This is a genomic window from Halalkalicoccus sp. CG83, assembly GCF_037081715.1.
In the GTDB taxonomy this organism is placed as follows: Archaea; Halobacteriota; Halobacteria; order Halobacteriales; family Halalkalicoccaceae; genus Halalkalicoccus; species Halalkalicoccus ordinarius.
On sequence record NZ_JAZDDH010000001.1, the window covers coordinates 1,530,613 to 1,553,167 of the forward strand.

Annotated in this window: 18 protein-coding genes and 1 tRNA gene; 10 read left to right on the top strand and 9 right to left on the bottom strand. The window is 66.5% G+C overall.

What is annotated here, in order from left to right; translation table 11 throughout:
* Positions 1 to 135: 135 nt before the first annotated feature.
* The gene (locus tag V0Z78_RS07980) at positions 136 to 354 is read right to left on the bottom strand and encodes a luciferase domain-containing protein (RefSeq protein WP_457852002.1); all 219 of its coding nucleotides are present in this window, start codon (positions 352 to 354) and stop codon (positions 136 to 138) included.
* 170 nt (positions 355 to 524) lie between these two features.
* Positions 525 to 1,781, bottom strand: a complete 1,257-nt coding sequence (gene glyA / locus V0Z78_RS07985) for a serine hydroxymethyltransferase (RefSeq protein WP_336345170.1) — start codon at positions 1,779 to 1,781, stop codon at positions 525 to 527.
* Positions 1,782 to 1,939: 158 nt separating this feature from the next.
* On the opposite strand from glyA, the gene V0Z78_RS07990 reads away from it, so the two are divergent.
* The 3 genes from V0Z78_RS07990 (at position 1,940) to V0Z78_RS08000 (ending at position 6,673) form a co-directional block, all read left to right on the top strand.
* Positions 1,940 to 3,967, top strand: coding sequence for a CHAT domain-containing protein (locus V0Z78_RS07990; protein WP_336344103.1), 2,028 nt, complete (start codon positions 1,940 to 1,942; stop codon positions 3,965 to 3,967).
* A 140-nt stretch (positions 3,968 to 4,107) separates the two neighbouring features.
* Complete coding sequence (gene tbsP / locus V0Z78_RS07995) at positions 4,108 to 4,923, top strand: transcriptional regulator TbsP (RefSeq protein ID WP_336344104.1); 816 nt, start codon at positions 4,108 to 4,110, stop codon at positions 4,921 to 4,923.
* A 40-nt stretch (positions 4,924 to 4,963) separates the two neighbouring features.
* Positions 4,964 to 6,673, top strand: coding sequence for a YcaO-like family protein (locus V0Z78_RS08000; protein WP_336344105.1), 1,710 nt, complete (start codon positions 4,964 to 4,966; stop codon positions 6,671 to 6,673).
* Between the two features lie 6 nt (positions 6,674 to 6,679).
* Here V0Z78_RS08000 and V0Z78_RS08005 read toward each other — a convergent pair whose 3' ends face one another.
* The 4 genes from V0Z78_RS08005 to V0Z78_RS08020 all read right to left on the bottom strand — a co-directional run bounded on the left by V0Z78_RS08005 (position 6,680) and on the right by V0Z78_RS08020 (position 9,179).
* Entirely contained in the window at positions 6,680 to 7,015 is a 336-nt protein-coding gene (locus tag V0Z78_RS08005) for a hypothetical protein (RefSeq protein ID WP_336344106.1), read from the bottom strand.
* A gap of 64 nt (positions 7,016 to 7,079) precedes the next feature.
* Positions 7,080 to 8,210, bottom strand: coding sequence for a DUF63 family protein (locus V0Z78_RS08010; protein WP_336344107.1), 1,131 nt, complete (start codon positions 8,208 to 8,210; stop codon positions 7,080 to 7,082).
* A gap of 26 nt (positions 8,211 to 8,236) precedes the next feature.
* Positions 8,237 to 8,746, bottom strand: coding sequence for a Mut7-C RNAse domain-containing protein (locus V0Z78_RS08015; protein WP_336344108.1), 510 nt, complete (start codon positions 8,744 to 8,746; stop codon positions 8,237 to 8,239).
* 349 nt (positions 8,747 to 9,095) lie between these two features.
* A tRNA-Leu gene (locus V0Z78_RS08020) sits at positions 9,096 to 9,179 on the bottom strand.
* A 182-nt stretch (positions 9,180 to 9,361) separates the two neighbouring features.
* On the opposite strand from V0Z78_RS08020, the gene V0Z78_RS08025 reads away from it, so the two are divergent.
* A complete protein-coding gene (locus tag V0Z78_RS08025; RefSeq protein WP_336344109.1) occupies positions 9,362 to 10,888 on the top strand; it encodes a phosphoenolpyruvate carboxykinase (ATP) in 1,527 nt (508 codons plus the stop codon).
* Positions 10,889 to 10,954: 66 nt separating this feature from the next.
* The gene (locus V0Z78_RS08030; protein WP_336344110.1) at positions 10,955 to 11,485 is read left to right on the top strand and encodes a DUF309 domain-containing protein; all 531 of its coding nucleotides are present in this window, start codon (positions 10,955 to 10,957) and stop codon (positions 11,483 to 11,485) included.
* Positions 11,486 to 11,506: 21 nt separating this feature from the next.
* Here the strand turns inward: V0Z78_RS08030 and V0Z78_RS08035 are convergent, their stop codons facing one another.
* The 3 genes from V0Z78_RS08035 to V0Z78_RS08045 form a co-directional block, all read right to left on the bottom strand.
* A complete protein-coding gene (locus V0Z78_RS08035) occupies positions 11,507 to 12,847 on the bottom strand; it encodes a tryptophanase (protein WP_336344111.1) in 1,341 nt (446 codons plus the stop codon).
* Positions 12,848 to 12,935: 88 nt separating this feature from the next.
* A complete protein-coding gene (locus V0Z78_RS08040) occupies positions 12,936 to 13,385 on the bottom strand; it encodes a UPF0179 family protein (RefSeq protein ID WP_336344112.1) in 450 nt (149 codons plus the stop codon).
* A gap of 25 nt (positions 13,386 to 13,410) precedes the next feature.
* Entirely contained in the window at positions 13,411 to 13,797 is a 387-nt protein-coding gene (locus tag V0Z78_RS08045) for a DUF5820 family protein (RefSeq protein WP_336344113.1), read from the bottom strand.
* Between the two features lie 389 nt (positions 13,798 to 14,186).
* On the opposite strand from V0Z78_RS08045, the gene V0Z78_RS08050 reads away from it, so the two are divergent.
* The 5 genes from V0Z78_RS08050 to V0Z78_RS08070 all read left to right on the top strand — a co-directional run bounded on the left by V0Z78_RS08050 (position 14,187) and on the right by V0Z78_RS08070 (position 22,498).
* Positions 14,187 to 16,262 (top strand): PrkA family serine protein kinase, encoded by a 2,076-nt coding sequence (locus tag V0Z78_RS08050; protein WP_336344114.1) that lies wholly within the window; start codon positions 14,187 to 14,189, stop codon positions 16,260 to 16,262.
* Positions 16,259 to 18,538, top strand: coding sequence for a PrkA family serine protein kinase (locus V0Z78_RS08055; protein WP_336344115.1), 2,280 nt, complete (start codon positions 16,259 to 16,261; stop codon positions 18,536 to 18,538). Before V0Z78_RS08050 ends, V0Z78_RS08055 begins: the two co-directional genes overlap by 4 nt.
* Positions 18,529 to 19,842: a YeaH/YhbH family protein gene (locus V0Z78_RS08060; RefSeq protein ID WP_336344116.1), complete on the top strand. Its 1,314-nt coding sequence runs from the start codon at positions 18,529 to 18,531 to the stop codon at positions 19,840 to 19,842. Before V0Z78_RS08055 ends, V0Z78_RS08060 begins: the two co-directional genes overlap by 10 nt.
* Entirely contained in the window at positions 19,839 to 21,842 is a 2,004-nt protein-coding gene (locus V0Z78_RS08065; protein ID WP_336344117.1) for a SpoVR family protein, read from the top strand. The genes V0Z78_RS08060 and V0Z78_RS08065 overlap by 4 nt, the downstream gene beginning before the upstream one ends.
* 176 nt (positions 21,843 to 22,018) lie before the next feature.
* Positions 22,019 to 22,498 (top strand): DUF7344 domain-containing protein, encoded by a 480-nt coding sequence (locus V0Z78_RS08070; RefSeq protein ID WP_336344118.1) that lies wholly within the window; start codon positions 22,019 to 22,021, stop codon positions 22,496 to 22,498.
* The last annotated feature ends 57 nt before the right edge of the window (positions 22,499 to 22,555 follow it).

Genomic DNA, 22,555 nt, shown 5'->3' on the forward strand with positions numbered 1-22,555 from the left:
CGGTTCGGTTCGGTTCTCAGGGGCACATCCGATCGAAGACCGATCGGAGTTCCTCGTCGGGGTCGAGCGAGTCGAGTTGGTCCTCGAGATCCACCTCCGTGAGGGTCTCCTGACCTACTGGTTTGCGTCGCAGCGTCAGCGCGGTGTAGAGCGAGGAGCTCCACAGCAGTCGAACCGCCCGTTCGAGACCGCCTCCGAGTCGAGGGAGAAGCTCGTCCAGCCGCCCGCGAAGCGGTGGTCGTTCGTGTTTCCCTCGGCGATCAGGGCGTCCTTCACGCGCCTCGGGAAGTCGACGTCGAGCACCCGACTGCCGTGGACGTGGCCGATCTCTCGCTCACCGATCGTGAACTCCACGGCGCCGAAGCGGTGGGGGCCGACCTCGACGCCGGGCCACGCGGAGACGGTCTCGACGAGTCGGTCACCGATACCGGTCGCTTCGCTGATGGTTTGCCATGACGAAGACGAGGCGTCGTGAAGAGAGAACTAGCGCTCCCGGTTCGGCCTCGCGGGCCGTCCCGGACCGTTCAGTCCTCGTAGAGCGGGTGGGCCTCACACAGCGCGTCGACCTCCCGGCCGACCTCCTCGATCGCGCTCTCGTCGTCGGTGGCGGCCGCGTCGACCACGCGTGCGATGCAGTCACCGACGGTCCGCATCTCCTCCTCCTCGAACCCGCGGGTGGTGATCGCGGGCGTCCCCGCCCGAATCCCGCTCGGGTTGAACGCGCTGCGGGTCTCGCCGGGGACGGTGTTGGCGTTCAGGACGATCCCCGCCTCCTCCAGGGCGTCCTCGGCGTCGCCCCCGGTCGTCTCGGGGTGCGAGTCGCGCAGATCGACGAGCACGAGGTGGGTGTCGGTCCCGCCCGACACCAGCGAGAGGCCGTTCTCCTGGAGGGTCTCGCCCAGCGTGCGCGCGTTCTCGACGACCTGTTCCGCATACGCCTCGAACTCCGGCTGGAGTGCCTCCTGGAAGCCGACGGCCTTCCCGGCGACGTTGTGCATCAGCGGCCCGCCCTGGGCGCCGGGGAAGACGGCCGAGTCGATATCGCCCGCGAACTCCTCCTCGCACATGATGATCCCGCCGCGACCCGAGCGGATCGTCTTGTGCGTCGAACCGGTGACGAAGTCCGCGATGCCGACCGGCGAGGCGTGGACGTCCGCCGCGACGAGCCCCGTGATGTGGGCGATGTCGGCGAGGTGGTAGGCACCGACGTCCTCGGCGACCGTTTGGATCCGCTCCCACTCGACCTCGCGCGGGTAGGCGGAGTAGCCCGAGACGATCACGTCGGGTTCGAACTCCGCCGCCTGCGCGGCGAGTCCCTCGTAGTCGATGTAGCCCGTCTCGGGGTCGACCTCGTACTGTTCGACCTCGAACAGCTGACCCGCGAAGTTCGCGGGATGGCCGTGGCTGAGGTGGCCGCCGTGGGTCAGATCGAGCGAGAGGATCTTATCGCCGGGCTCGAGCATCGCCAGGTAGACGCCCATGTTCGCCTGCGTTCCCGAGTGGGGCTGGACGTTGACGTGGTCGGCTCCCCAGAGCTCCTTCGCGCGTGAAACGGCGAGTTCCTCGACGCGGTCGGCGTGCTCGCAGCCGGCGTAGTATCGCTTTCCGGGGTAGCCCTCGGCGTACTTGTTGGTCAGTGCGCTGCTCTGTGCCTCGAGCACCGCGGACGAGACGTGGTTCTCGCTCGCGATCATCTGGAGGCCGGAGCGCTGGCGATCGACCTCCGACGTCAGCGCGTCGGCGACCGCGGGATCGATCTCGCGGACGGTGTCGTACTCCATGTCCATGGCTGGACGTTCGCCGCGCCGGTCTAAAGTCTACCTCATGTCGTCCGACGCGATGGCTTCGCTCGTCCGTCGTCGAACCTGACATCCCGGGAATATATCTGCCGACGCCGACAGACCTATTATCTACTGGTGACATCACATCATATCGTAATATGATCGACTGGGAGGTGACGACGGCGGGGTTGCGCGTGTCCGATCGTAGCGCCGCCGTCGAGATTTCCGCCCCCGATTGGGGGGAGTTCTACGCCGGCGGAACGCTCCCGCGCCCGGTCGATACGACCGTTTCCGGACAGGTCTCCAAACTGGCATTCGGGACCGCGCGCGCGACGGTGACGAGCCTGAACGACGACGAGAGCTACGGGTCGCTGGCGCGCGGCCGAACCGAACTCTCGTCGGATCGGTACCTCCTCAGCATCGACACCCCGATCGAGACGGCGGTCCGGTTCGACGGGCCGGCGACCCTCTCGGCCCCCGATCAGTCGCTGGAGGTGACGCTCGACGATCGTCAGACGGTCACGCTCGGCTTCCGAAGCCAGCTCCGCCGACCGGAGGCCACGGTGACGGTTCCGGACGATCCGGCCGGTCTCGCCCGCGCGGTCTCGCACCTCCACGCCGGCTTCGAGACGACGGGTCCCGAACGGTCGATCCCCGCCCTCCGCGGGCATCCGCCCCGGATCGAGTACGGCGAGACCTCGATCCCCGAGAGGGTCCGCGACGCGACGGCGGACACCGGGATCGAGATCGTCGTCCCCGACGATCACGAGTCCGTCCTCGTCACCGCGCCGCTCGCGTACTACCTCCAGGCGGCGGTCACGGTCGAGCCGGGAGCGACCCCGACCCTTCGAGCGCCCGCCGTCGGTCTCGAACGCGAACTAGAGGACGTCGAGGCGGCGGTCGAATCGCTGCTGCGACGAACGTTCTACCTCGACTGTTGTTGTCGGCGAGCGGGCCCGCTGTTGGCGGGTCTACCCGATCCGAGCGATCTGGGTCTCGACCCCGTCGCGCTCGAACACGCGAGTCCCGCCGAGCGGCTGCATGCGTATCTCGAGGGCTGTGACGACGGCGTCGACGACGAGGTTCCCGACTGGCACCTCTCGACGTCGCTCTCGATGGAGCCGGAGACCGCGCTGGCGCTGCCCTATCTGCTCGATCGACTCAGTCTGATCCACCGTCCGCGGACGCGGTCGCTCGACGGAAAGGAACTGCTCAAACGGTCGTTGACCGACTTCTATCGCCGACCCGAGGCACGTCCGGCGGTGTCGGTCGACGTCGTCAGACCCCAGTCTACCCCGGGGCGTTCACACGCCTGGATCGACGACACGACGCCGATCGACGTCTTCAGTCCGAGCACGCGGGCGTTCGAGAACGCGCTCGCCGGGCTCGATACGGACGGTCGACTCCCCTTCATCGTCGTCGGCAACGACCCGGAGATGGCCGAGGAGTGTCGCGAGGTCGCCCGGATCTACGAGGAACGCACGGCACGCCTCCCCATCGACGTGACCGTCCATCACGGGCTCACCCGCGAGGAGCTCTCACAGGTGTTCCAGCGACGCAGCGCGTTCGTCCACTACATCGGTCACTGTGACGTCGACGGGCTGCGGTGTACCGACGGAAATCTCGCAACCGAATCGATCCCGGAGAGCAACGCCCAGACGTTCTTCCTGAACGCCTGCGGGAGTTACTACGAGGGACGGTCACTGATCGAACGCGGGAGCGTCGCCGGCGGCGTGACGTTCTCGAAGGTGCTCAACGAGCAGGCCGCGACCGTCGGAACGACCTTCGCGCGGCTGCTGCTCGCGGGGTTCAGCATCGACCGCGCGATGCAGCTAGCCCGGCGCCAGATCATGATGGGGAAGAACTACGCCGTCGTCGGGGACGGAACCCACGTGCTCGGCGGTCGGCGCGATCGTCATCCGGGCACCGTCGTCGCCGACAGGACCGACGAGGACAGGTTCGCGATCACCTACGACGTCCTCCCCAACTGGACGGCGGGCAGTTGGTACTACCCCGAGGGGATGGGCACCGACCGACCCCACCTCCTCGGAACGACGACCGAGTCGACGCTGGATCGGTCGTCGTTCCTCGAGATGCTGGAGTCGATCGACGCACCGGTCGTCTACGACGGTCAGTTCTTCTGGCCGGAGGAACTCGCCACGCAGCTTCGCGTCCGGGTCGAGTGAGCGAGGCCGTCGGAGCGGGGGGGCGTACGCCGGCTCCCGATCGAGGGACGAAAACGCCGAGAACCGGCTCTCGGGAGGTCTGTCGGGTCCGTCAAGCCGTTATAATTAAATACCTGTGAATATATTGTGCACTCACAACTATGGCCTCAAATTTACTGGACGACGACATCGAAGATATCCTTCGAACCGTCCTCGAAGACACCGACGAGACCCTGCTCGTCGTCAACCCGTCCGCGACCGCGATCGAGGAGCTGGTCGACGTCGCCGGTGGGCTCTCCGACCTACCGGAGATCCGACTCCTCGGCGATGAGTCGACGCTGAAGGACGTAATGGGCGACTTCATCCTCGCGAGCAACGCCGCCGACCTCGTCCACGAGGACGCGCTGCGGCTCAGAGTGCTCGAGGACGAGAACGAGAACTCGCTGCTGATCAGTCCCGATCAGGTCGTCGCGCTCATCAACGTCGGCGACACCGTCGCCGGACTGACGACTGACGATGCGGAGTTCGTCGACGTCGCGTACGACGAGTACACGACCACGTGGGAGGGGGCCTCGGAGTTCAACCTCCGGACGCCGCCGCTCTCGCAGGTCCGCTCGACGCTCTCGGCCGACATCGGCGACGGCGTCGAGAACGACTTCACAGGCGTCCTCAGCTCGCTCCAGACCGCCCGTGGCGATGGCAACGGGCTCGACGAGGTGACGATCAGCCTGCTCGTCGCCGCGAAGAACGAGGTGCTGCTCTACGACATCAGCAAGTGGGGCGAGGACGTCGGCATCGCGAGCAAGGCAACGTTCTCGCGGACGAAGACCCGTCTCGAGGACATGGGCCTCATCGACACCGAGAAGGTCCCGATCGACGTCGGCCGACCCCGGCTCCGACTGAAGTTCGGCGACGAGCGCCTCTACGAGGCCAACACCGACCAGCTCGCGAGCGTCGCACAGAACCTCCTGACCTGAGTCGGTCGGTTTTATTCCTCCCCGCGACCGATCCGACGCCATGAGTACCGTCGGTATCGCGGGGTCGGGCCCCGCGACTGAGGCGATCGAGGCAGCGCTCGCGGACGCGGGGATCGACGCGGCGCGGGTCGACGTCGACGACCTTCCGAGCACTCGAGTCGGCGTCGTGATCGCGCGGACCGGGGACGACCGCTTCGCGCGTGCGAACGATGCCATCGAGGGCCCCTGGATCGCGGTCGAGCTGGGAGGCGTGGGAGGATACGCCCTCGAGGACGTCGTGGCCTCGGTCGCCGGCTTCACGCCCGAGACGGGCTGTTATACGTGTCTTCGAACGCGGGTCGCGGCCGGCGATCCCGCCGTCGACAGCGTCGAGACCGATCCTCGATCCGCCCGGTTCGCGGGCGCGATCGCCGGCTACGAACTCGTCGCCGCACTCGGCGGCGATGAGACCTCGCTTCTGGGCGGCGTCATCGAACTCCCGTACACGCAGCGACGGCTGCTTCCGGTACCGACCTGTTCCTGTGGCGAACGGACGCAGGCACCCGAGCGCGGCGAACGCGTAGATCGACCGCTCGAGGACGCGATCGCCCGTGCGGAGGTCGCCGTCGACGAACGACTCGGGATCGTCCGCGAGGTCGGCGAGGTAGCGTCGTTCCCCGCACCGTACTACCTGGCGACGGGGGCGGAGACGAGCGGGTTCAGCGACGTGAGCGCCGCGACGAAGGCCGCGGGCGTCGCCGTCGACTGGAACACGGCGTACATGCGCGCGCTCGGCGAGGCGCTCGAACGCTACGGGGCGGGCGTCTACCGGAACGCGAATCTCGATCACGATCGGCCCGCGGATCGACCCGACGCCGTCCCGCCCGCGGTCTTCGCCGGCGTCGAGGACACCGACGCGGAGATCCCGTGGGTCGACGGTGAGCGCCTCGATAGCGGTGAGTCCGTCTCGCTGCCCGCCGAGTTCGTCCACTTTCCGCCGCCGGAGAAGCGCTTCGGGTCGGCGATCACGACGGGTCTCGGACTGGGTAGCTCGCCCGACGCGGCGCTGCTCTCGGGGCTCTACGAGACCGTCGAGCGCGACGCGACGATGCTGGCGTGGTACTCGACGTTCGAGCCGCTCGAACTCGACGTCGAGGACGGGGGTTTCGAGACGCTCTCGCGGCGGGCGGCGAGCGAGGGGCTGTCAGTGACGCCACTGCTGGTGACCCAGGACGTCGACGTTCCCGTCGTGGCGGTGGCGGTCCACCGCGAGGGGAACGAACCGGACGGCGAGGCCGGCTGGCCGCGGTTCGCCGTCGGTTCGGACGCGAACCTCGATACGAACGCCGCCGCTCGATCGGCGCTCTGTGAGGCGCTACAGAACTGGATGGAGCTGCGATCGATGGGTCCCGAAGGAGCCGAATCGTCATCGGGGTGGATCGGGCGATACGGCTCGTTCCCCGCCCCCGCTCGGGAGTTCATCGACGTCGACGGCCGGGTCGACGCGTCGGCGGTCGGCGTCGACGTCTCCTCGGCGAACGAACTCGACACGGTGCTCGAGCGGATCACGGACGCCGGTCTGACGCCGTACGCCGCGTGGCTCACCCCGCGGGACGTTCGCGACCTCGGGTTCGAGGTCGCGCGCGTGCTGGTTCCGGAGGCCCAACCGCTGTTCACCCGAGAGCCGGTCTTCGCCGAGCGCGCGAGAACCGTGCCACGAAGCCTGGGGTTCGAACCCCGCCCGGACCGACAGCCCCATCCGTACCCCTGACCGGCCTCAATCGACCCGTTCGACCGTGATTGCGAGCGTCTCTCCGTCGTCCAGTCGAACGGCGAACGAGTCGCGGGACCGCTCCGCCTCGTGGATCTCCGTTACCTCTCCGGAGACGAGGTCGACGGCATCGCGGTCCTCTCTCCCACGAAGCGTCGGTACCACCACCTGCGTACCGACGGGTTCGTCGTGGTGGGACCGATCCGGTCCGATCCGCGGCAGCGCTTCCTTGACTAGCCGCCACATACACAGCGCACAGCAGTCCTCCATGCGGCCGTAGTAACAGCCAGGTCGATGCTCGGGGAGGTGACGCTTCCCGTCCGGTCCGCGTTGACCTATCATTGATCAGTCTACTCTCTCAATATAGTTAAGAATATAGATACACTAATAATACTAGATATATCAGTTAGATTCCGAACGTCGCCCGGAGGAAGTCGCGCGTGCCGGGACCGAGACCGACGGCGGTGACGGCGACCAGGAGCAGCATCGAGTAGCGGGGACTCTCCTCGAAGATCTCCTCGTTGAACACCCAGACGACGAACAGGGCGGCGCCGACCTTCACGAACAGGAACGGCCACGCGGTGCCGATCGCGCTCGATACCGACTCGGGTTGGAGCGCCCCGGTCACGTCGACGATCGCGCTGTTCACCACGTGTTTGGGCGTGTACGTCGGCAGTCCGAGCGCCGACGCCCAGTCGAGGCTGAGCACGTTCGCGATCCCGTCGACGGTGTGGCCCCAGACGACGAGCACGCCCATGTAGCCCGTACCGGCGTTGACTTCGGGGGCGTAACGTTCGGTCCCGACCCAGGCGAGTGCGGCTATCAGCGTCGCGCCGCCGAGGGTGACGATCGAGACGATCGGATGGAAGCCGAGGAGTCCGGTCGTGTTCGCGAGCCAGCCGAGGTAACCGACGGTCACGACGAGCGCGGCCGTTCCGATCCCGGCGAGGGGGTACTCGTACCGATCGACGGGCCCTCGGCGGGCGGCGGCGACGCTGAGAAGCACCGCGGCGAGCGTGACGAAGAAGACCGTGAAGTAGATCAGGGGACTGATGAGCAGGCCGCTCCACGGGAACGGGATCGCGGGATCGCCCGCCCGCAGCAGCGCGATGCTCGCGTCCTCGACGGTCCTGAGCGCGCCGCCGAACAGCATGAACGGGAACAGCGCGAAGAAGAAACCGTGTCCGCTCCCGATATCGAGTCGCTGCAGCAGGAACACGACGCCGACCAGGGCGAAGACGAGAATCAGCGCGTAGCTGACCGTCGAGATCGTCGTGTAGCCGGGCTCGGCGACGACGCCGGCAGCCCGCTGGCATTCGCTCGCACCGTCGAGCAGCACGGTCTCGCCGTCGACCCGCCGTGCGCAGGTCGAGCCGGTGCCGTCGGCGACGACCGGACCCCAGAAGTACTTCCAGACGAACCCGTCGTACACCCGCCGAGGGAAGGCGAGCGAGCCGACGACGAGGGCGATGATCGCTCCCGCCAGCGTCGCCGCCCACGCTCGGACGGGATCGATCCGGTCGAACGCGTCGTTCATGTCCATGAGGGTGATCGGTGACCGTTTCAGGGTTCCGATCCGTCGAGGGCGGTCGACCGACCGCCCTCGGCGGCTCGACGGATCCCTTCGAGGGTATCGGCGACGTCCTCCCAGTGGCTGCCCTGCCAGAACGGCTGTCCACAATCGCGACACCGCCAGACCGGCGTTCCGTCGGGATCGGGAGCGAACGGCGGGGTGGCCTCCTCCGGGCCGAGTCGGTCCAGTCGACCGTTGCAGCGCGAACACCGGGACGGAGCGTCGAGCGAGAGCGCATACCCGCGACGTGAGAGCTCCAGGAGCTGTCCTCGGACGTCATGCGACTCGAGCAGGAGTCCGTCCGACGCGTTCGTCGCGAGTTCGACGTCGCGCGTGAGTAGCGTGCGTCCCTCCCGGTCCGCGGCCGAGCACAGGACCGCGTCGTCCTCCACGCCGCGATCGAGCGCGTAGGCGGCGTCGTACCCACACATCCGAAGGTAGGTCGCGAGCTTACCGAGCATCACATCGAGCAGGAGGCGGACGTCGGCTGGCGTGGGCATTCGACTCCCCTAGGGTCCCGAGGCTCATTCGGCTGTCCCCGGTCGTGGCCGATCGAATCGGAAGGGATATACCTAATCGTGATAAACGATCACATGGAGTAGTCCGATGACCAGACGCCATCCGGAAGGGAACTGTCAAACGTGTGGGAAACCGCTTCGCATTCGGCCGTGTCTCAACTGTCGCCGGCTCTCGGCACTCGGCGAAACGGGTTCCTAGACCGATCCGTCCCCCCTTTTTGTGCCGTCGACCGGTGACGTACACGTCCGTGATCGTCGCTGATCGACCGGGAGCGGGAGAATTGTTGCGAGGGAAGAGCGCTCCTCGAGCGTCTTCCCGCACTCTCGCGAGTGCGAGGGGAGGGATTTGAACCCACGGACCTCTACAGGAGCGGATCTTGAGTCCGCCGCCGTTTCCGGGCTTGGCTACCCTCGCACGCATCCCGAGGTCGGCCGCGCGCGTGCTAAAAGATTCCGGATCGCACGACCACGTCCCGATCGAGAACCATCCGAACCACCGAGACAGAGCTACGGTTCGAGTCGTTTTCCGCCAGAGTACGGCCGCATGGCCGTAAGCACGGCATAGTTAACAACCGTGCACGTCGTACGTTCGGTCAGATGTCAGGCGATGCCACCCCGGGCGAGCCGATCAGCGTACGCCGATCGGTCACGCCCGAAACGGACTTCCCCGATCCGGACGCCGAGACCGTCACGTACGACCCGAGCCTCGAACGGCTTCGAGAGTTCTCGAGGCCGCTCGAGACGACCACCGAATACGCCAGCCCCGCGTACGTCAGCGAGTTTCGGTCCCGGAGCGCCGACCGAACGAAGAACACGGTCGACGATCCGTTCACGGAGGAGGACTGGCGACTCATCCAGGGTGCGATCGATCGAATGAGCGAGACGGAGCTCGTCTGTGTCGATCGGATGGTCGGTCGCGAGCACGCCTACTGCTGTCGGCTGTTCGTTCCGAAGAAGTACGGCCGGATCGCGCTCGCGTGGGCGAAGCTCCTCGATCCGGTGTCCGAGGGTCGCGAACCCGATTTCTATACGGTCCAGCTGCCCGACTGGGAGGAGACGGCGATACGGGTGCTGCCCGAGTCGGGCGTGACGGTCGTGGTCGGTAGCGACTACACCGGCGAGGCCAAGAAGTCGTTCCTCCGGCTGTTCATGTACTACGCCAAACGATGCGGTGGGCTGGGGTTGCACGCCGGTACCAAACGCGTGCGTATCGAGGCCGACGGGGAACTCGAGGACGTCACCCAGCTGTTCCTCGGGCTGAGCGGCACCGGGAAGTCGACGCTCACCGGTCACGGTTGCTGGCTCTCGGACCCCGAGGAGGCGGTCATGCTTCAGGACGACGTCTGTGCGCTCTTTCCCGACGGCACCGTTGCGGGTAGCGAGGGCGGCGGACTCTACATCAAAACGATGGAGCTCGATGGCGACGAACAGCCGGCGCTGTATCACGCCGCGACCCGTCCCGAGGCCGTGCTGGAGAACGTCGCCGTCGACGATGACGGCACTGTGGATTTCGACGACGGTTCGCTCACGACCAACGGCCGCGCGGTGATCCGCCGGGAGGACCTCCGAAGCGCCGCCGCCGGGATCGACTGTGACCGCGCCGATCAGGTCTTCTTCATCACTCGCAACCCGCTGATGCCACCGATCTCGCGGCTGTCTACCGACCAGGCAGCGGCCGCGTTCATGCTCGGCGAGTCGATCGAGACGAGCGCGGGCGACCCCGAGCGGGCAGGTGAGTCGATCCGGGTCGTCGGGACGAACCCGTTCATCATGGGCCCGGAGGGCCAGGAAGGGAACCGCTTTGTCGACCTGATCGAGCAGACCGACGCCGAGTGTTACGTGCTCAACACCGGTTACGTCGGCGATGCGGAGAAACCGATCGAGGTCGAGCACACGATCTCGATCCTCATGGCCGCCGCACGTGGCGAGATCGACTGGACCCACGAGTCGACGCTCGGGCTCGACGTCCCCAGACGCGTCCCCGGAATGCCGATCGAGGAGTTTAGGCTTGCGGATCACTGCGAGGACTACGAAACCCAACTTGCCGAGCTTCGCGAGGAACGCCGGGAGTACTTAGCGGGGTTCGAGACGCTTCGCGAGGGGATCCGGGAGGCGGTCTACTGAGCGACCGAGCAGTGAAGGGGGTAGCGTGAACCCAACGGTTAGGCGGATCCGCATCCAAGCGACGGTATGGACGAGCACACCCGCGATCCTTCCGTTCCGGCGCCCGACGGCGACCCGACGGGCTGGCACCAGGGCGGGGTGATCGATGGCGACGATCGGATCAAGGGTCCCGCCAACGGCTACTGGGAGCACGCCACGCTTCGTCGGGCGACCGTCCACGGCGTGCGGCTGTTCAACTCCGAGGAGTACCACGAGTCCCACGACTGCTTCGAGCACGAGTGGTACAACTACGCGAGCGGCTCCGTCGAGAGCAAGTTCCTCCACGGGATGGTACAGGTCGCCGCGGGAACGTACAAGCACGCCGACTTCGAGGACGACGACGGGATGCGCTCGCTGTTCGAGACCGCACTCCAGTACCTCCACGGCGTCCCGCACGACTTCTACGGCGTGGACGTGATCGACGTCCGGACGCGACTCGGCGACGCCCTCGACGATCCGACCGCGATCGAGGGATGGCGGATCCGACTCGACGGCCGCCATCCGGAGGCCGACGAGGAGGACTACGCCTTCGCCGAGACGCTCGAGGAGGGGCCGTAGCGCGGGACGGACGGTCCGGGCCTATCGTGGCCGGAGCTCGGCACTGAAGTGACGCAGCGACTCGTTCTCGGGCTCGGAGACGATCTCCAGCCCGTCGATCCCCTCCCGACGTTCGAGGACGGCCGCGGCCGTTTCGACGACGTGCTCGAGATGCTCGTCGTGGTAGGTTCGACGCGGTAGCGCGAGGCGGACCAGTTCGGGCCGATCTGCGCCGGGGAAGGCGAAGCTCCCGAGTTCGACGCCCCGGACGCCGCCCTCCCGGTAGAGCTCGCAGACGAGCGTCTGGCCGGGAAACGCTTTCGGAGGTACGTCGGGCAGCGCCCGTTCGGCGTCGAGGTAGACCGCATGGCCGCCGACGGGCGTGTAGATCGGCACGCCCGCCTCGTAGAGGCGCTCGCCGAGGCGCTCGACCTGGCCGACGCGTGCCTCGAGATACTCCTCGGTGACCGCCTCGCGGAGCCCGACCGCCATCGCGGCCATGTCCCGGCCGGCCATCCCGCCGTAGGTGGGAAAGCCCTCGTAGAGGATCGCCCGCTGTTTCGCGCGATCGAACAGATCGGAATCGCGCACCGCGACGAACCCGCCGACGTTCGCCAGCCCGTCCTTCTTGCCGCTCATCACGAGCGCGTCGGCGTGCGAGAGCTGTTCATGGGCGATCTCCGCGAGCGGCCGATCGGCGTAGCCGTCCTCGCGCCGGCGAACGAAGTGCGCGTTCTCGGCGAACCGACAGGCGTCGATCACGAAGGTCGCGTCGAGCTCGTTTGCGAGCGCGCGGGTCTCCTCGACGTTCGCCACGCTCACGGGCTGGCCGGCCATGGAGTTGTTCGTCATCGTGAGGACGATTGCGGGGATTCGCTCGGCGTCGACGTCCTCGGCGAGCGTTCGGACCGTCTCGACGTCGAGGTTCCCCTTGAACGCGCCCTCAGCGTCGGGATCATCGGCGCCCTCGACCGGACAGTCGACGGGATCGCCGCCGTTCTCGGCGACGTGTGCGCGCGTGGTGTCGAAGTGGGTGTTGTTCGGAACGACGTCGCCCTCCCCGACCAGGAGACCGTAGAGGACGTTCTCGGCACCCCGTCCCTGGTGGGTCGGTACCACTCGATCGAACCCCATCACCTCGGAGACGGCGGCCCGAAGGCGCTCGAAGCTCCGGCTGCCCGCGTACGCCTCGTCGCCCCGAACCATGGCGGCCCACTGGGCGTCGCTCATCGTACCGGTGCCGCTGTCGGTCAGCAGGTCGACGAACACGTCATCCGCGCCGAGGTCGAAGACGTTGTAGCCCGCCTCGCGGAGGCGTCCCTCGCGCTGCTCGCGGGGGAGGAGCCGGATCGGCGTCGCCATCGACGACTTGTAGGAAAACACGTCCGTGAATTCCGCGCCGACCGCTTAGTCCTAACCGTACCGATACGTACGCGACCGTCGGAAACCGTCCCTCGATCGACATCGCCGTTCACTCGTCGGGCGGGGCGAACTCCACGAGGGTCAGATCGCGATCCAGCATACAGTAGTCGTGTGGCGGATCGCCGAGCACCTCCCGGATCTTGTACTCCTGGTCGAACTCCGCGCCGTCGGGCACGCAGAACTCGTGGCTCGGACACTCGGTGTACGGACAGTCGCCCGCGAGCGCGCCCTTGCTGCCGGCGTAGGCCCGGCGTTCGGGGACGTTGGCCTTCACCGAGGCGGGTTCGACCTCGACCGCCTGGACGCCGGTGTCGTGGACGCCGCACTCGAGCGTCTGTGCCTTCTCACGGACGTCCGTCACGCGATACTTACGGCCCTCGGCCAGGTTGAGACACTGCGCACGGTAGGGACAGCCCTCACAGGCGTCGGCCTCGCCGTGGTAGACGAACTCCCGGCCCACCTCCGCCAGCCGCGTGCCGATGAGCGAGATCGTGGTCATGGTCGACGGTAGGTGTACGCGGCGGTTAAGCGTCTCGCCCGGTCAGTTCGTCGAGCCGATCGAGGTACGCCTCGCGGGGGACCTGGTAGGCCGAGCGATAGTCGAGTTCCCCCGCCGCGAACCGCCGGGCCAGTACGGCACTGCCCTCGAGGGCGCCCTCGCGGTCGTCGTAGCGCTCCTCCGCGAGCACGACGTCGGGTTCGAGATACAGGGTGGCGTGCCACTGTCGGGGTCGGTAGTCAGGCCGCCGCTGTTCGGGCCGGCGGTTCCGCTGTGGACCGTTGCTCAGGTAGAGCGTCGGGATACAGGCGGCGGGAAACGCCTGCGAGTCGAAGACGTCCGGCCGGTAGACGAACACCGTCCGGTCGGGCTCGTCGCTCCACCGCCGCCACCCCTCCGGCAGCTCCTCCATGTCCGATCGACGGCGGCCACGGACAAGGGCGCTCGGGTTCGACCTTCGACGGCTTCCCCCCGGGTTCGCCCGACCGGGCGGCGGGTCTTCGATCGGCGCGAACCCCCATATCGGAGAAAGGCTTATGCTAACGTGGCACACCATCACTAAACAGTATCGGTGTCCGCCCGCCGAACGACCCGCGCTGTACGCGTTCCCCTTCCGGCGAGTCCCCACGGGGGCGTTCCAGCGTTACGAAGTCCAGACATGATGACCGAAACCCGCCCACGATCTCCGCGTCGGCCCGCGTCGAATCAGTCGTGGCGGGAGGGTCTCGGCGTCGACACCGGATCGTCGGTGATGCAGTCCGGTCGGTCTCCCTCTACGCGCCTCTCGGCCCCCCACGAACCATGAACGGCGACATCAACACCCTCGAGACGATCAGTCAGCAGTACAGAGAGACGGTTCCCAGCGACCTCCGCGATGCCAAGAGCTTCGATTGGTATCTGGAGGCGGTCCAGGAGGACCCGCGGATCGCCCGTAACGCCCACCAGCGCGTCGCGGACATGTTCGACCACTACGGTACGCGCTACGACGAGGAGAGCGGCACCGTCGAGTACCTCCTCGCGAGCGAGGACCCGCTGGGCGACGGCGAGAACACCTTCTACGGCGAGGTGGTCCACCGCTCGATCCACGAGTTCGTCAACAAGGTGAAAAGCGGTGCCCGCGGGCTCGGCCCGGATCGCCGGATCAAGCTCCTGTTGGGCCCGGTCGGCTCCGGGAAATCGGCGTTCGACGCGCGGATCCGCGCCTACTTCGAGGACTACACCGCGAGCGACGCGGGCCGGATGTACACCTTCCGGTGGACCAACCTCTGTGACGTGATCCCCGATCAGGACCCCGCGGACGACGTGGTCCAGTCGCCGATGAACCAGGACCCGCTCGTGTTGCTTCCCCTCGAACAGCGCGAGGGGGTGATCGAGACGCTAAACGACCGACTCGACGCGCCCTACACCATTCGAAACGAGCAGTCGCTCGACCCCGCCTCGAGCTTCTACATGGATCGGCTGCTCGCCTACTACGACGACGACCTCCAGGCCGTCGTGGAGAACCACGTCGAGGTGATCCGCCTGCTCGCCGACGAGAACAAGCGCCAGTCGATCGAGACGTTCGAGCCCAAGGACAAGAAGAACCAGGACGAGACCGAACTCACGGGCGACGTCAACTACTCGAAGATCGCCGTCTACGGCGAGAGCGATCCGAGGGCGTTCGATTACTCGGGAGCGTTCTGCAACGCGAACCGCGGCATCTTCTCGGGCGAGGAGCTGTTGAAGCTCCAGAAGGAGTTCCTCTACGACTTCCTGCACGCGACCCAGGAACAGACGATCAAGCCGAAGAGCAACCCCCGGATCGACATCGACCAGGTGATCGTCGGACGCACCAACATGCCCGAGTACCGCGAGAAGAAGGGCGACGAGTCGATGGAGGCGTTCAACGACCGCACCAAGCGCATCGACTTCCCCTACGTGCTCGAGTACGAGGCGGAGGCGGAGATCTACCGCAAGCTGCTTCGGAACGCCGACGTTCCCGACATCCACGTCGAACCCCACGCACTGGAGATGGCCGGGATGTTCGGCGTTCTCACGCGGATCGAGGAGCCCGACACCGAGACGGTCGACCTGCTACAGAAGGCCAAGGCGTACAACGGCGAGTCGAGCGACGGCGACGACGTCGACGTGACCAAGCTCCGCGAGGAGGGCGAACAGAAGGCCGAGATCGCCGAGGCGATGGTGGGGGTCTCACCACGGTTCATCGGCGACGAGATCGCGGAAGCGATCATGAACTCGATGCACCGCGGGCGCACGTATCTGAGCCCGCTGTCGGTGTTCACCCACTTCGAGGAGAACCTCGAGAACCACGGTTCGATCCCCGAGGAGAACTTCGAGCGCTACCACCGTTACCTCGAACTCGTGCGCGAGGAGTACCGCGAGCGCGCGATCGAGGACGTCCGCCACGCGCTCGCGTACGACCTCGACGAGATCCGCCGCCAGGGCGAGAAGTACATGGATCACGTGATGGCCTACATCGACGACGACACCGTCCCCGACGAACTCACGGGTCGCGAACAGGAGCCCGACGAGACGTTCCTCAGGGCCGTCGAGCAGAAGCTCGACATCCCCGAGGACCGCAAGGACGACTTCCGTCAGGAGGTCTCGAACTGGGTCTCCAGGAGAGCCCGCGAGGGCGAGGCGTTCAGCCCCGAGGACAACGACCGGCTGCGCCGCGCGCTCGAGCGCAAGCTCTGGGAGGACAAGAAACACAACATCAACTTCTCGGCGCTGGTGAGCGCGAACGAGCTCGACGACGACGACCGAAACGCCTGGGTCGACGCGCTGATCGACCAGGGCTACTCGCGCGAGGGCGCAATGGAGGTACTCGAGTTCGCCGGCGCCGAGGTCGCCAAAAGCGAGCTCGAGGGCGCATGATCGGCACCGACTACGTCCACGCGGCCGACCGGGAGCTCGACGAGGCCTACGAGGAGCCGATGGGTCTCGACGAGTACGTCGATCGGCTGTTCGAACGGCCCTCGATCGGCGCACACGCCTCGAAGTACCTCGTCTCGGCGATCGAGGCCGCCGGTACCCGGATCGTCGTCGAGGAGGGCGAGGAGCGCGAACGCTACCGCTTCTTCGACGACCCGTACAACGACGGCGAGCACGCCATCCTCGGCAACACCGAGGTGCTCAACGCGTTCGTCGACGACCTGCGATCGATCGCCGCGGGCCGGGGAAAGGACGAGAAGATCATCTGGTTCGACGGCCCCACGGCGACGGGGAAGTCCGAACTCAAGCGCTGTCTGATAAACGGGCTACGCGAGTACTCGAAGACGCCCGAGGGACGACGCTACACCCTCGAGTGGAACGTCGCGAGCGCCGAGGACTCGCCGGGGTTGACCTACGGCGACGCCCCTCGTGTCGACGAGGACAGCTGGTATCAGAGTCCGGTCCAGTCGCATCCGCTCTCGGTGTTTCCGGAGCCCGTCCGCGAGAAGCTGGTCGACGACCTCAACGCCGAGACCGATGATCAGTCGCCGATCCGCGTGGAGACGGACCTGGATCCGTTCTGCCGGGAGGCCTACGACTACCTCGAGAAACGTTACCGGCGCGAGGACGTCCCCGACCTGTTCTCGGCGGTGACGGACGAGCGTCACCTCCGGGTGAGCAACTACGTCGTCGGCGTCGGCCAGGGGATCGGCGTCCTCCACTCGGAGGACGAGGGCCGGCCCAAGGAACGGCTCGTCGGAAGCTGGATGGCGGGGATGCTCCAGAAGCTCGACTCCAGGGGACGAAAGAACCCCCAGGCGTTCAGTTACGACGGCGTGCTCTCGCAGGGCAACGGCCTGCTCACGATCGTCGAGGACGCCACCCAGCACGCGGACCTGCTCCAGAAGCTGCTCAACGTCCCCGACGAGCGCCACGTGAAGCTCGATAAGGGGATCGGCATGGACGTCGACACCCAGCTGCTGATCATCTCGAACCCGGATCTGGAGGCACAGCTCAACCAGCACGCGGACCGCAACGGCACCGACCCGCTGAAGGCGCTGAAACGCCGTCTCGATAAACACGAGTTCCGGTATCTGACGAACCTCCGACTCGAGTCGGAGCTGATCCACCGCGAGCTCACCGGCGAAACCGCGATCTGGGAGGGCGTCGACGGCGACGAGCTCCGCGAGCGCGTCGAGGCGTCGCTCGTGGTCCCGATCAGCGAGGGCGAGGGTCACGTCGTCGAGCGCGAGCTCGCCCCCCACACCGTCGAGGCGGCGGCGCTCTACAGCGTCGTCACGCGTCTCGATTCGGAGGACCTTCCCGAGGGACTCAGCCTCGTCGAGAAGGCGCTGCTGTTCGATCGGGGGTATCTCCAGGAGGAGGACGAGCGCCTCGACGCCGACGACATCGGGCTCGAGGCGACCGGCGACGACGGCACCCACGGGGTACCCGTCACGTTCACCCGCGACGTGATCGCGGATCTACTCAACGGCGAGCGCGACCGCACTCATCCAGACCTCCCCGTCGAGAACGTCCTCATGCCGCGGGACGTGCTCAACGAGATGGCCGACGAGCTCCACGCCGCGCCGATGTTCTCGCGGGCCGAACGCCGCGAGTTCGAGGACCGGCTGGTTCCCGTGAAGAACCACGTCTTCGAGCGCCAGGAGGCGGATGTCGTCGGCGCGATCATGCACGAGAAACGCGTCGACGAGCGGACCGTCGAGGAGTACGTCGAGCACGTCTACGCCTGGGCCACCGAGGAGACGGTGACGAACGCGCGCGGCCAGCGGGTCGAACCCGACCCGTTGAAGATGAAGGTGTTCGAGATCGAACACCTCGGACGGTTCGGCGAGGACGACTACGAGGGGACGACCTCGAACCCGCTGGTGACGAAGTTCCGCCGCGACCGGATCATCACTGCGTTGAACCGCCACGCGTGGCGCAACCGCGACGAGGACTTCTCGATCGACGAGGTGAACCTGCTCGACATCCCCGTGATCCGGGACGTCCTCGAGAGCCACGACTGGGAGGACGTCGCCCGGGTCTACGACGACCTCGACCCGCGCCAGTGGGACGACCCGCCGGCGAACACCGAGACGGCGGCGATCAAGGAGCGCACGGTCGAAACCATGGTCGAACAGTTCGGCTACTCGTCGGCGTCGGCCGAGCTGACCAGCCGCCACGTCATGGGACAGGTGAGCTACCAATGGGACTGAGGGACGACCTCGAGCGGTACCGCGAGGTGGGCGAGAAGCGTCGCCAGGACCTCGCGGAGTTCATCCAGTACGGCGACCTCGGGGGCGAACGCGGCGACATCCGGATCCCGATTAAGATCGTCTCGCTGCCGGAGTTCGCCTACGACCAGCTCGATACGGGCGGCGTGGGCCAGGGCGACGGCGGCACGCCCGAGCCCGGCGACCAGGTCGGCCAGCCCCAACCACAACCCGGCGAGGGCGACGAGGGCGAGGCCGGTGAGGAGGGCGGCGATCACGAGTACTACGAGATGGACCCCGAGGAGTTCGCCCAGGAGCTCGACGAGCGTCTTGGGCTCGACCTCGAGCCCAAAGGTAAGAAGGTCGAGACCGAGGAGGAGGGCGAGTACACCGATCGCACCCGGACGGGGCCGGATAGCACGCTCGACGTTGAACGCCTGTTCAAGGAGGGGTTGAAGCGAAAGCTCGCCACGGAGTTCGACGAGAAGTATGTCCGGGAACTGCTCCGCGTCGAGGGGATGACCGCTCAGGAGGCGTTCCGGTGGGCCCGTGAGAACCACATCCCCGTCTCGCGGGCCTGGATCGACGACGCGTTCGAGTCGATCCCCGACGAGGAGCGCGGGCGCTGGCGCTCGATCGAGGAGATGCAGGAGCGGGTCGAGCGCGAGCCGCTCTCCCAACGCATCCGCCGCGAGGGGATCGGTCACGTTCCGTTCCGCCGTGAGGACGAGCGCTATCGCTACCCGGAGGTCGTCAAGAAGCCCCAGCACAACGTCGTCGTGGTGAACATCCGCGACGTCTCGGGCTCGATGCGCGAGGACAAGCGCGAACTCGTCGAGCGGACGTTCACGCCGCTCGACTGGTATCTGACCGGGAAGTACGACACCGCCGAGTTCGTCTACATCGCCCACGACGCTACCGCCTGGGAGGTCGAACGCGAGGAGTTCTTCGGCATTCGGTCGGGCGGCGGCACCAAGATCTCGAGCGCCTACGAACTCGCTGCGGAACTGCTCGAGGAGCACTATCCCTGGAGCGAGTGGAACCGGTACGTCTTCGCCGCGGGCGACTCGGAGAACTCCTCGAACGACACCGAGGAGCGGGTGGTCCCGCTGATGGAGGAGATCGACGCGAACCTCCACGCCTACGTCGAGACCCAGCCGAGCGGCAGCGCGATCAACGCTACCCACGCCGAGGAGGTCGAACGTCGTCTGGGCGACCGGGACAACGTCGCCGTCGCGTACGTCTCCGGACCCGACGACGTGACCGACGCGATCTACGAGATACTGAGCACGGAGGACGAATCATGAGTCTCAACAGATACCACGCCCAACGCGTGGCGGACGAACTGGAGGAACCGGTCCGGGAGGCGAACGAACTCGCCCGAAAGCTCGGACTCGAGCCGTACCCGGTGAACTACTGGATCGTCGACAACGACGAGATGAACGAGCTGATCGCCTACGACGGGTTCCAGGAGCGCTATCCCCACTGGCGCTGGGGGATGAAGTACGACCGCCAGCGGAAGACCAACCAGTACGTCGGCGGGAAGGCGTTCGAACTCGTCAACAACGACGATCCCTCGAACGCCTTCCTCCAGGAGTCGAACTCGCTGGCCGACCAGAAGGCGGTCATCACCCACGTCGAGGCCCACGCCGACTTCTTCGCGAACAACCGGTGGTTCGGGCTGTTCACCGGCGACGAAGCGGCCCGAAGCCCCGCCGCCGCCGCCCTGCTCTCGCGTCACGCCAGAACGGTCGAGTCGGCGATGGCGGACCCCGAGATCGACCGCAGCGAGGTCGAACGGTGGATCGACAACGTGCTCTGTGTCGAGGACGTGATCGATCAGCACCGCGCGTTCTCCCGGGAGCGCGTCGAGGAGTCGATCGACGAGGACGAGGACATCGAGGCGGCGCTCGAGGGACTCGGGCTGAGCGAGGAGGTCAGGCGGGAGGTCTTCGACGAGGCCTGGCTCGAACGCCACGCGGGCGAGGGCCGTTCGGGGTCGTTCCCCGAGACGCCGGAGCCGGACCTACTCGCGTTCCTGCGAGAACACGGGAAGCGCTACGACGGGGAGGCCGACCGTGCCCGGGAGATGGATCCCTGGCAGCGCGAGATCCTCGAGATGCTCCGAACGGAGTCGTACTACTTCGCGCCTCAGCGGATGACGAAGGTGATGAACGAGGGGTGGGCCGCCTACTGGGAGTCGATGATGATGGGCGAGGAGGGGTTCGCGGAGGCCGACGAGTTCATCGACTACGCCGACCACCAGGCCCGGGTGCTGGGATCGCCGGGGCTCAACCCCTACAAGCTCGGAAAGGAGCTCTGGGAGTACGTCGAGAACACGACGAACCGGCGAGAGGTCATCGACAAGCTCCTGCGGACCGAGGGGGTGACGTGGCGAAACTTCCACGACGTAGTCGACTTCGATCGCGTTCAGGAACTCCTCGAAGCGCGTGCGCCGCTCGCACACATCGGCAGCGATCGGCTTAACGCGCTTTCCGGCCTCGACGACCGGCTGGTCGATCGGGAGGCCATCGAGCGCGCTCGAGACGGCGAGATCGACGTCGATCGCTATCCGTGGAAGGTACTGACGTTCGAGGGACTCGCAGAGCGCCATTACTCGCTGGTCAAACCGCAGAACCGCGGCTATCTCCGGCGGATCGGGCAGAGCAACCTCGAACGGATCGGACGGTACGTCCTCGACGACGCCCTCTATGCGAGCGTCGAGGAGGCGATCGCCGCCGTCGATCGGACCGCCGGTTGGGATCGGATGCGCGAGATCCGCGAGAGCCACAACGACGTCACCTTCATCGACGAGTTCCTCACCCAGGAGTTCGTCGACCGCCACGAGTACTTCACCTACGAGTACGCCTACGCTACCGGCGACTACCGGGCGACCAGCACCGACGCCGAGGACGTGAAGAAGAAGCTGCTGTTGCAGTTCACCAACTTCGGCAAGCCGACGATCGAGGTCCACGACGGCAACTACGCGAACCGTAACGAACTGCTGCTCGGCCACCGATACAACGGGATCGCCCTCGACGTGGGCCAAGCGAAACAGACGCTGGTTCGCGTCTTCGAGCTGTGGGGCCGGCCGGTCAACCTCATGACGATCCGCAAGGAAGTCTCGGAGAAGGCCGTCGAGGTCGCCCGTCGGCGTAACCGCGAGCCCGAACCCGAGGAGCGAGGGGTGATGATCCGATACGACGGAAGCGAGTTCGAGACCACCGATCTCGAGCCCGAGCAGGTCGAAGCCATCGAGGCGAGCGATATCGACTACGACACGAAGCCCGATGAGTGGCTCGCCTGAACCGTTCGCTGTCCGACCGATCCGACCGACCGGTAACGAACCGTTACCGTCCCCACGGGGATGTTAATGTCCTCAAACGGTTCGCTGCAAGAATACGTTACAATCATAACAGTTCGATCTGACGTGTTACGCGATGGAGAGGGACTGGAGGGGCGGTGAACGCCGAGGTCACCGCCATGAGTGAGGAGTCGACGGCGATCGACGAAGGGGATATACACGACGTCCTGCGAAACGCCCGACGGCGGGAGCTGATCTCCTTTCTCGGTCGACACGACGGCTACGCGACGATCCAGGAGCTCTCGGAACACATCGCACGACTCGAAAGCGGGGAGGATCCGCCGCCACAGAACGTTCGCCAGAGCGTGTACGTCTCGTTGCACCAGACCCATCTACCGAAACTCGAGGCGCTCGGAATCGTCGAGTACGACACCGACAGCAAGGACGTCACGCTCCGGGACCGGGCGTCTCAGATCGAGGAGTACACGAGATCGCCGAACGGGGACGATCGGTGGCCGGAACTGTACGTCGGCCTGGGGACGCTCGGCGCACTGCTCTCCGTCGGAGCGACGGTCGTGGGCATCGACGGTGGACTCGCGACGCTTCCGGTGTTCATCGTGATCATACTGCTGGCCAGCTATCAAGCCTGGGACCAGTAGGGTCGAACGTTCCGTCGGTCGCCGTCTCCGTTCCCGCGGTTGGAGGTCGCTCTTCGA

What these genes read in the sequence shown, in the direction of transcription:
- glyA (WP_336345170.1), bottom strand. Translation starts at nt 1,781, where the DNA reads ATGGAGTACGACACCGTCCGCGAGATCGATCCCGCGGTCGCCGACGCG.
- V0Z78_RS07990 (WP_336344103.1), top strand. Translation starts at nt 1,940, where the DNA reads ATGATCGACTGGGAGGTGACGACGGCGGGGTTGCGCGTGTCCGATCGT.
- tbsP (WP_336344104.1), top strand. Translation starts at nt 4,108, where the DNA reads ATGGCCTCAAATTTACTGGACGACGACATCGAAGATATCCTTCGAACC.
- V0Z78_RS08000 (WP_336344105.1), top strand. Translation starts at nt 4,964, where the DNA reads ATGAGTACCGTCGGTATCGCGGGGTCGGGCCCCGCGACTGAGGCGATC.
- V0Z78_RS08005 (WP_336344106.1), bottom strand. Translation starts at nt 7,015, where the DNA reads ATGATAGGTCAACGCGGACCGGACGGGAAGCGTCACCTCCCCGAGCAT.
- V0Z78_RS08010 (WP_336344107.1), bottom strand. Translation starts at nt 8,210, where the DNA reads ATGAACGACGCGTTCGACCGGATCGATCCCGTCCGAGCGTGGGCGGCG.
- V0Z78_RS08015 (WP_336344108.1), bottom strand. Translation starts at nt 8,746, where the DNA reads ATGCCCACGCCAGCCGACGTCCGCCTCCTGCTCGATGTGATGCTCGGT.
- V0Z78_RS08025 (WP_336344109.1), top strand. Translation starts at nt 9,362, where the DNA reads ATGTCAGGCGATGCCACCCCGGGCGAGCCGATCAGCGTACGCCGATCG.
- V0Z78_RS08030 (WP_336344110.1), top strand. Translation starts at nt 10,955, where the DNA reads ATGGACGAGCACACCCGCGATCCTTCCGTTCCGGCGCCCGACGGCGAC.
- V0Z78_RS08040 (WP_336344112.1), bottom strand. Translation starts at nt 13,385, where the DNA reads ATGACCACGATCTCGCTCATCGGCACGCGGCTGGCGGAGGTGGGCCGG.
- V0Z78_RS08045 (WP_336344113.1), bottom strand. Translation starts at nt 13,797, where the DNA reads ATGGAGGAGCTGCCGGAGGGGTGGCGGCGGTGGAGCGACGAGCCCGAC.
- V0Z78_RS08050 (WP_336344114.1), top strand. Translation starts at nt 14,187, where the DNA reads ATGAACGGCGACATCAACACCCTCGAGACGATCAGTCAGCAGTACAGA.
- V0Z78_RS08055 (WP_336344115.1), top strand. Translation starts at nt 16,259, where the DNA reads ATGATCGGCACCGACTACGTCCACGCGGCCGACCGGGAGCTCGACGAG.
- V0Z78_RS08060 (WP_336344116.1), top strand. Translation starts at nt 18,529, where the DNA reads ATGGGACTGAGGGACGACCTCGAGCGGTACCGCGAGGTGGGCGAGAAG.
- V0Z78_RS08065 (WP_336344117.1), top strand. Translation starts at nt 19,839, where the DNA reads ATGAGTCTCAACAGATACCACGCCCAACGCGTGGCGGACGAACTGGAG.
- V0Z78_RS08070 (WP_336344118.1), top strand. Translation starts at nt 22,019, where the DNA reads ATGAGTGAGGAGTCGACGGCGATCGACGAAGGGGATATACACGACGTC.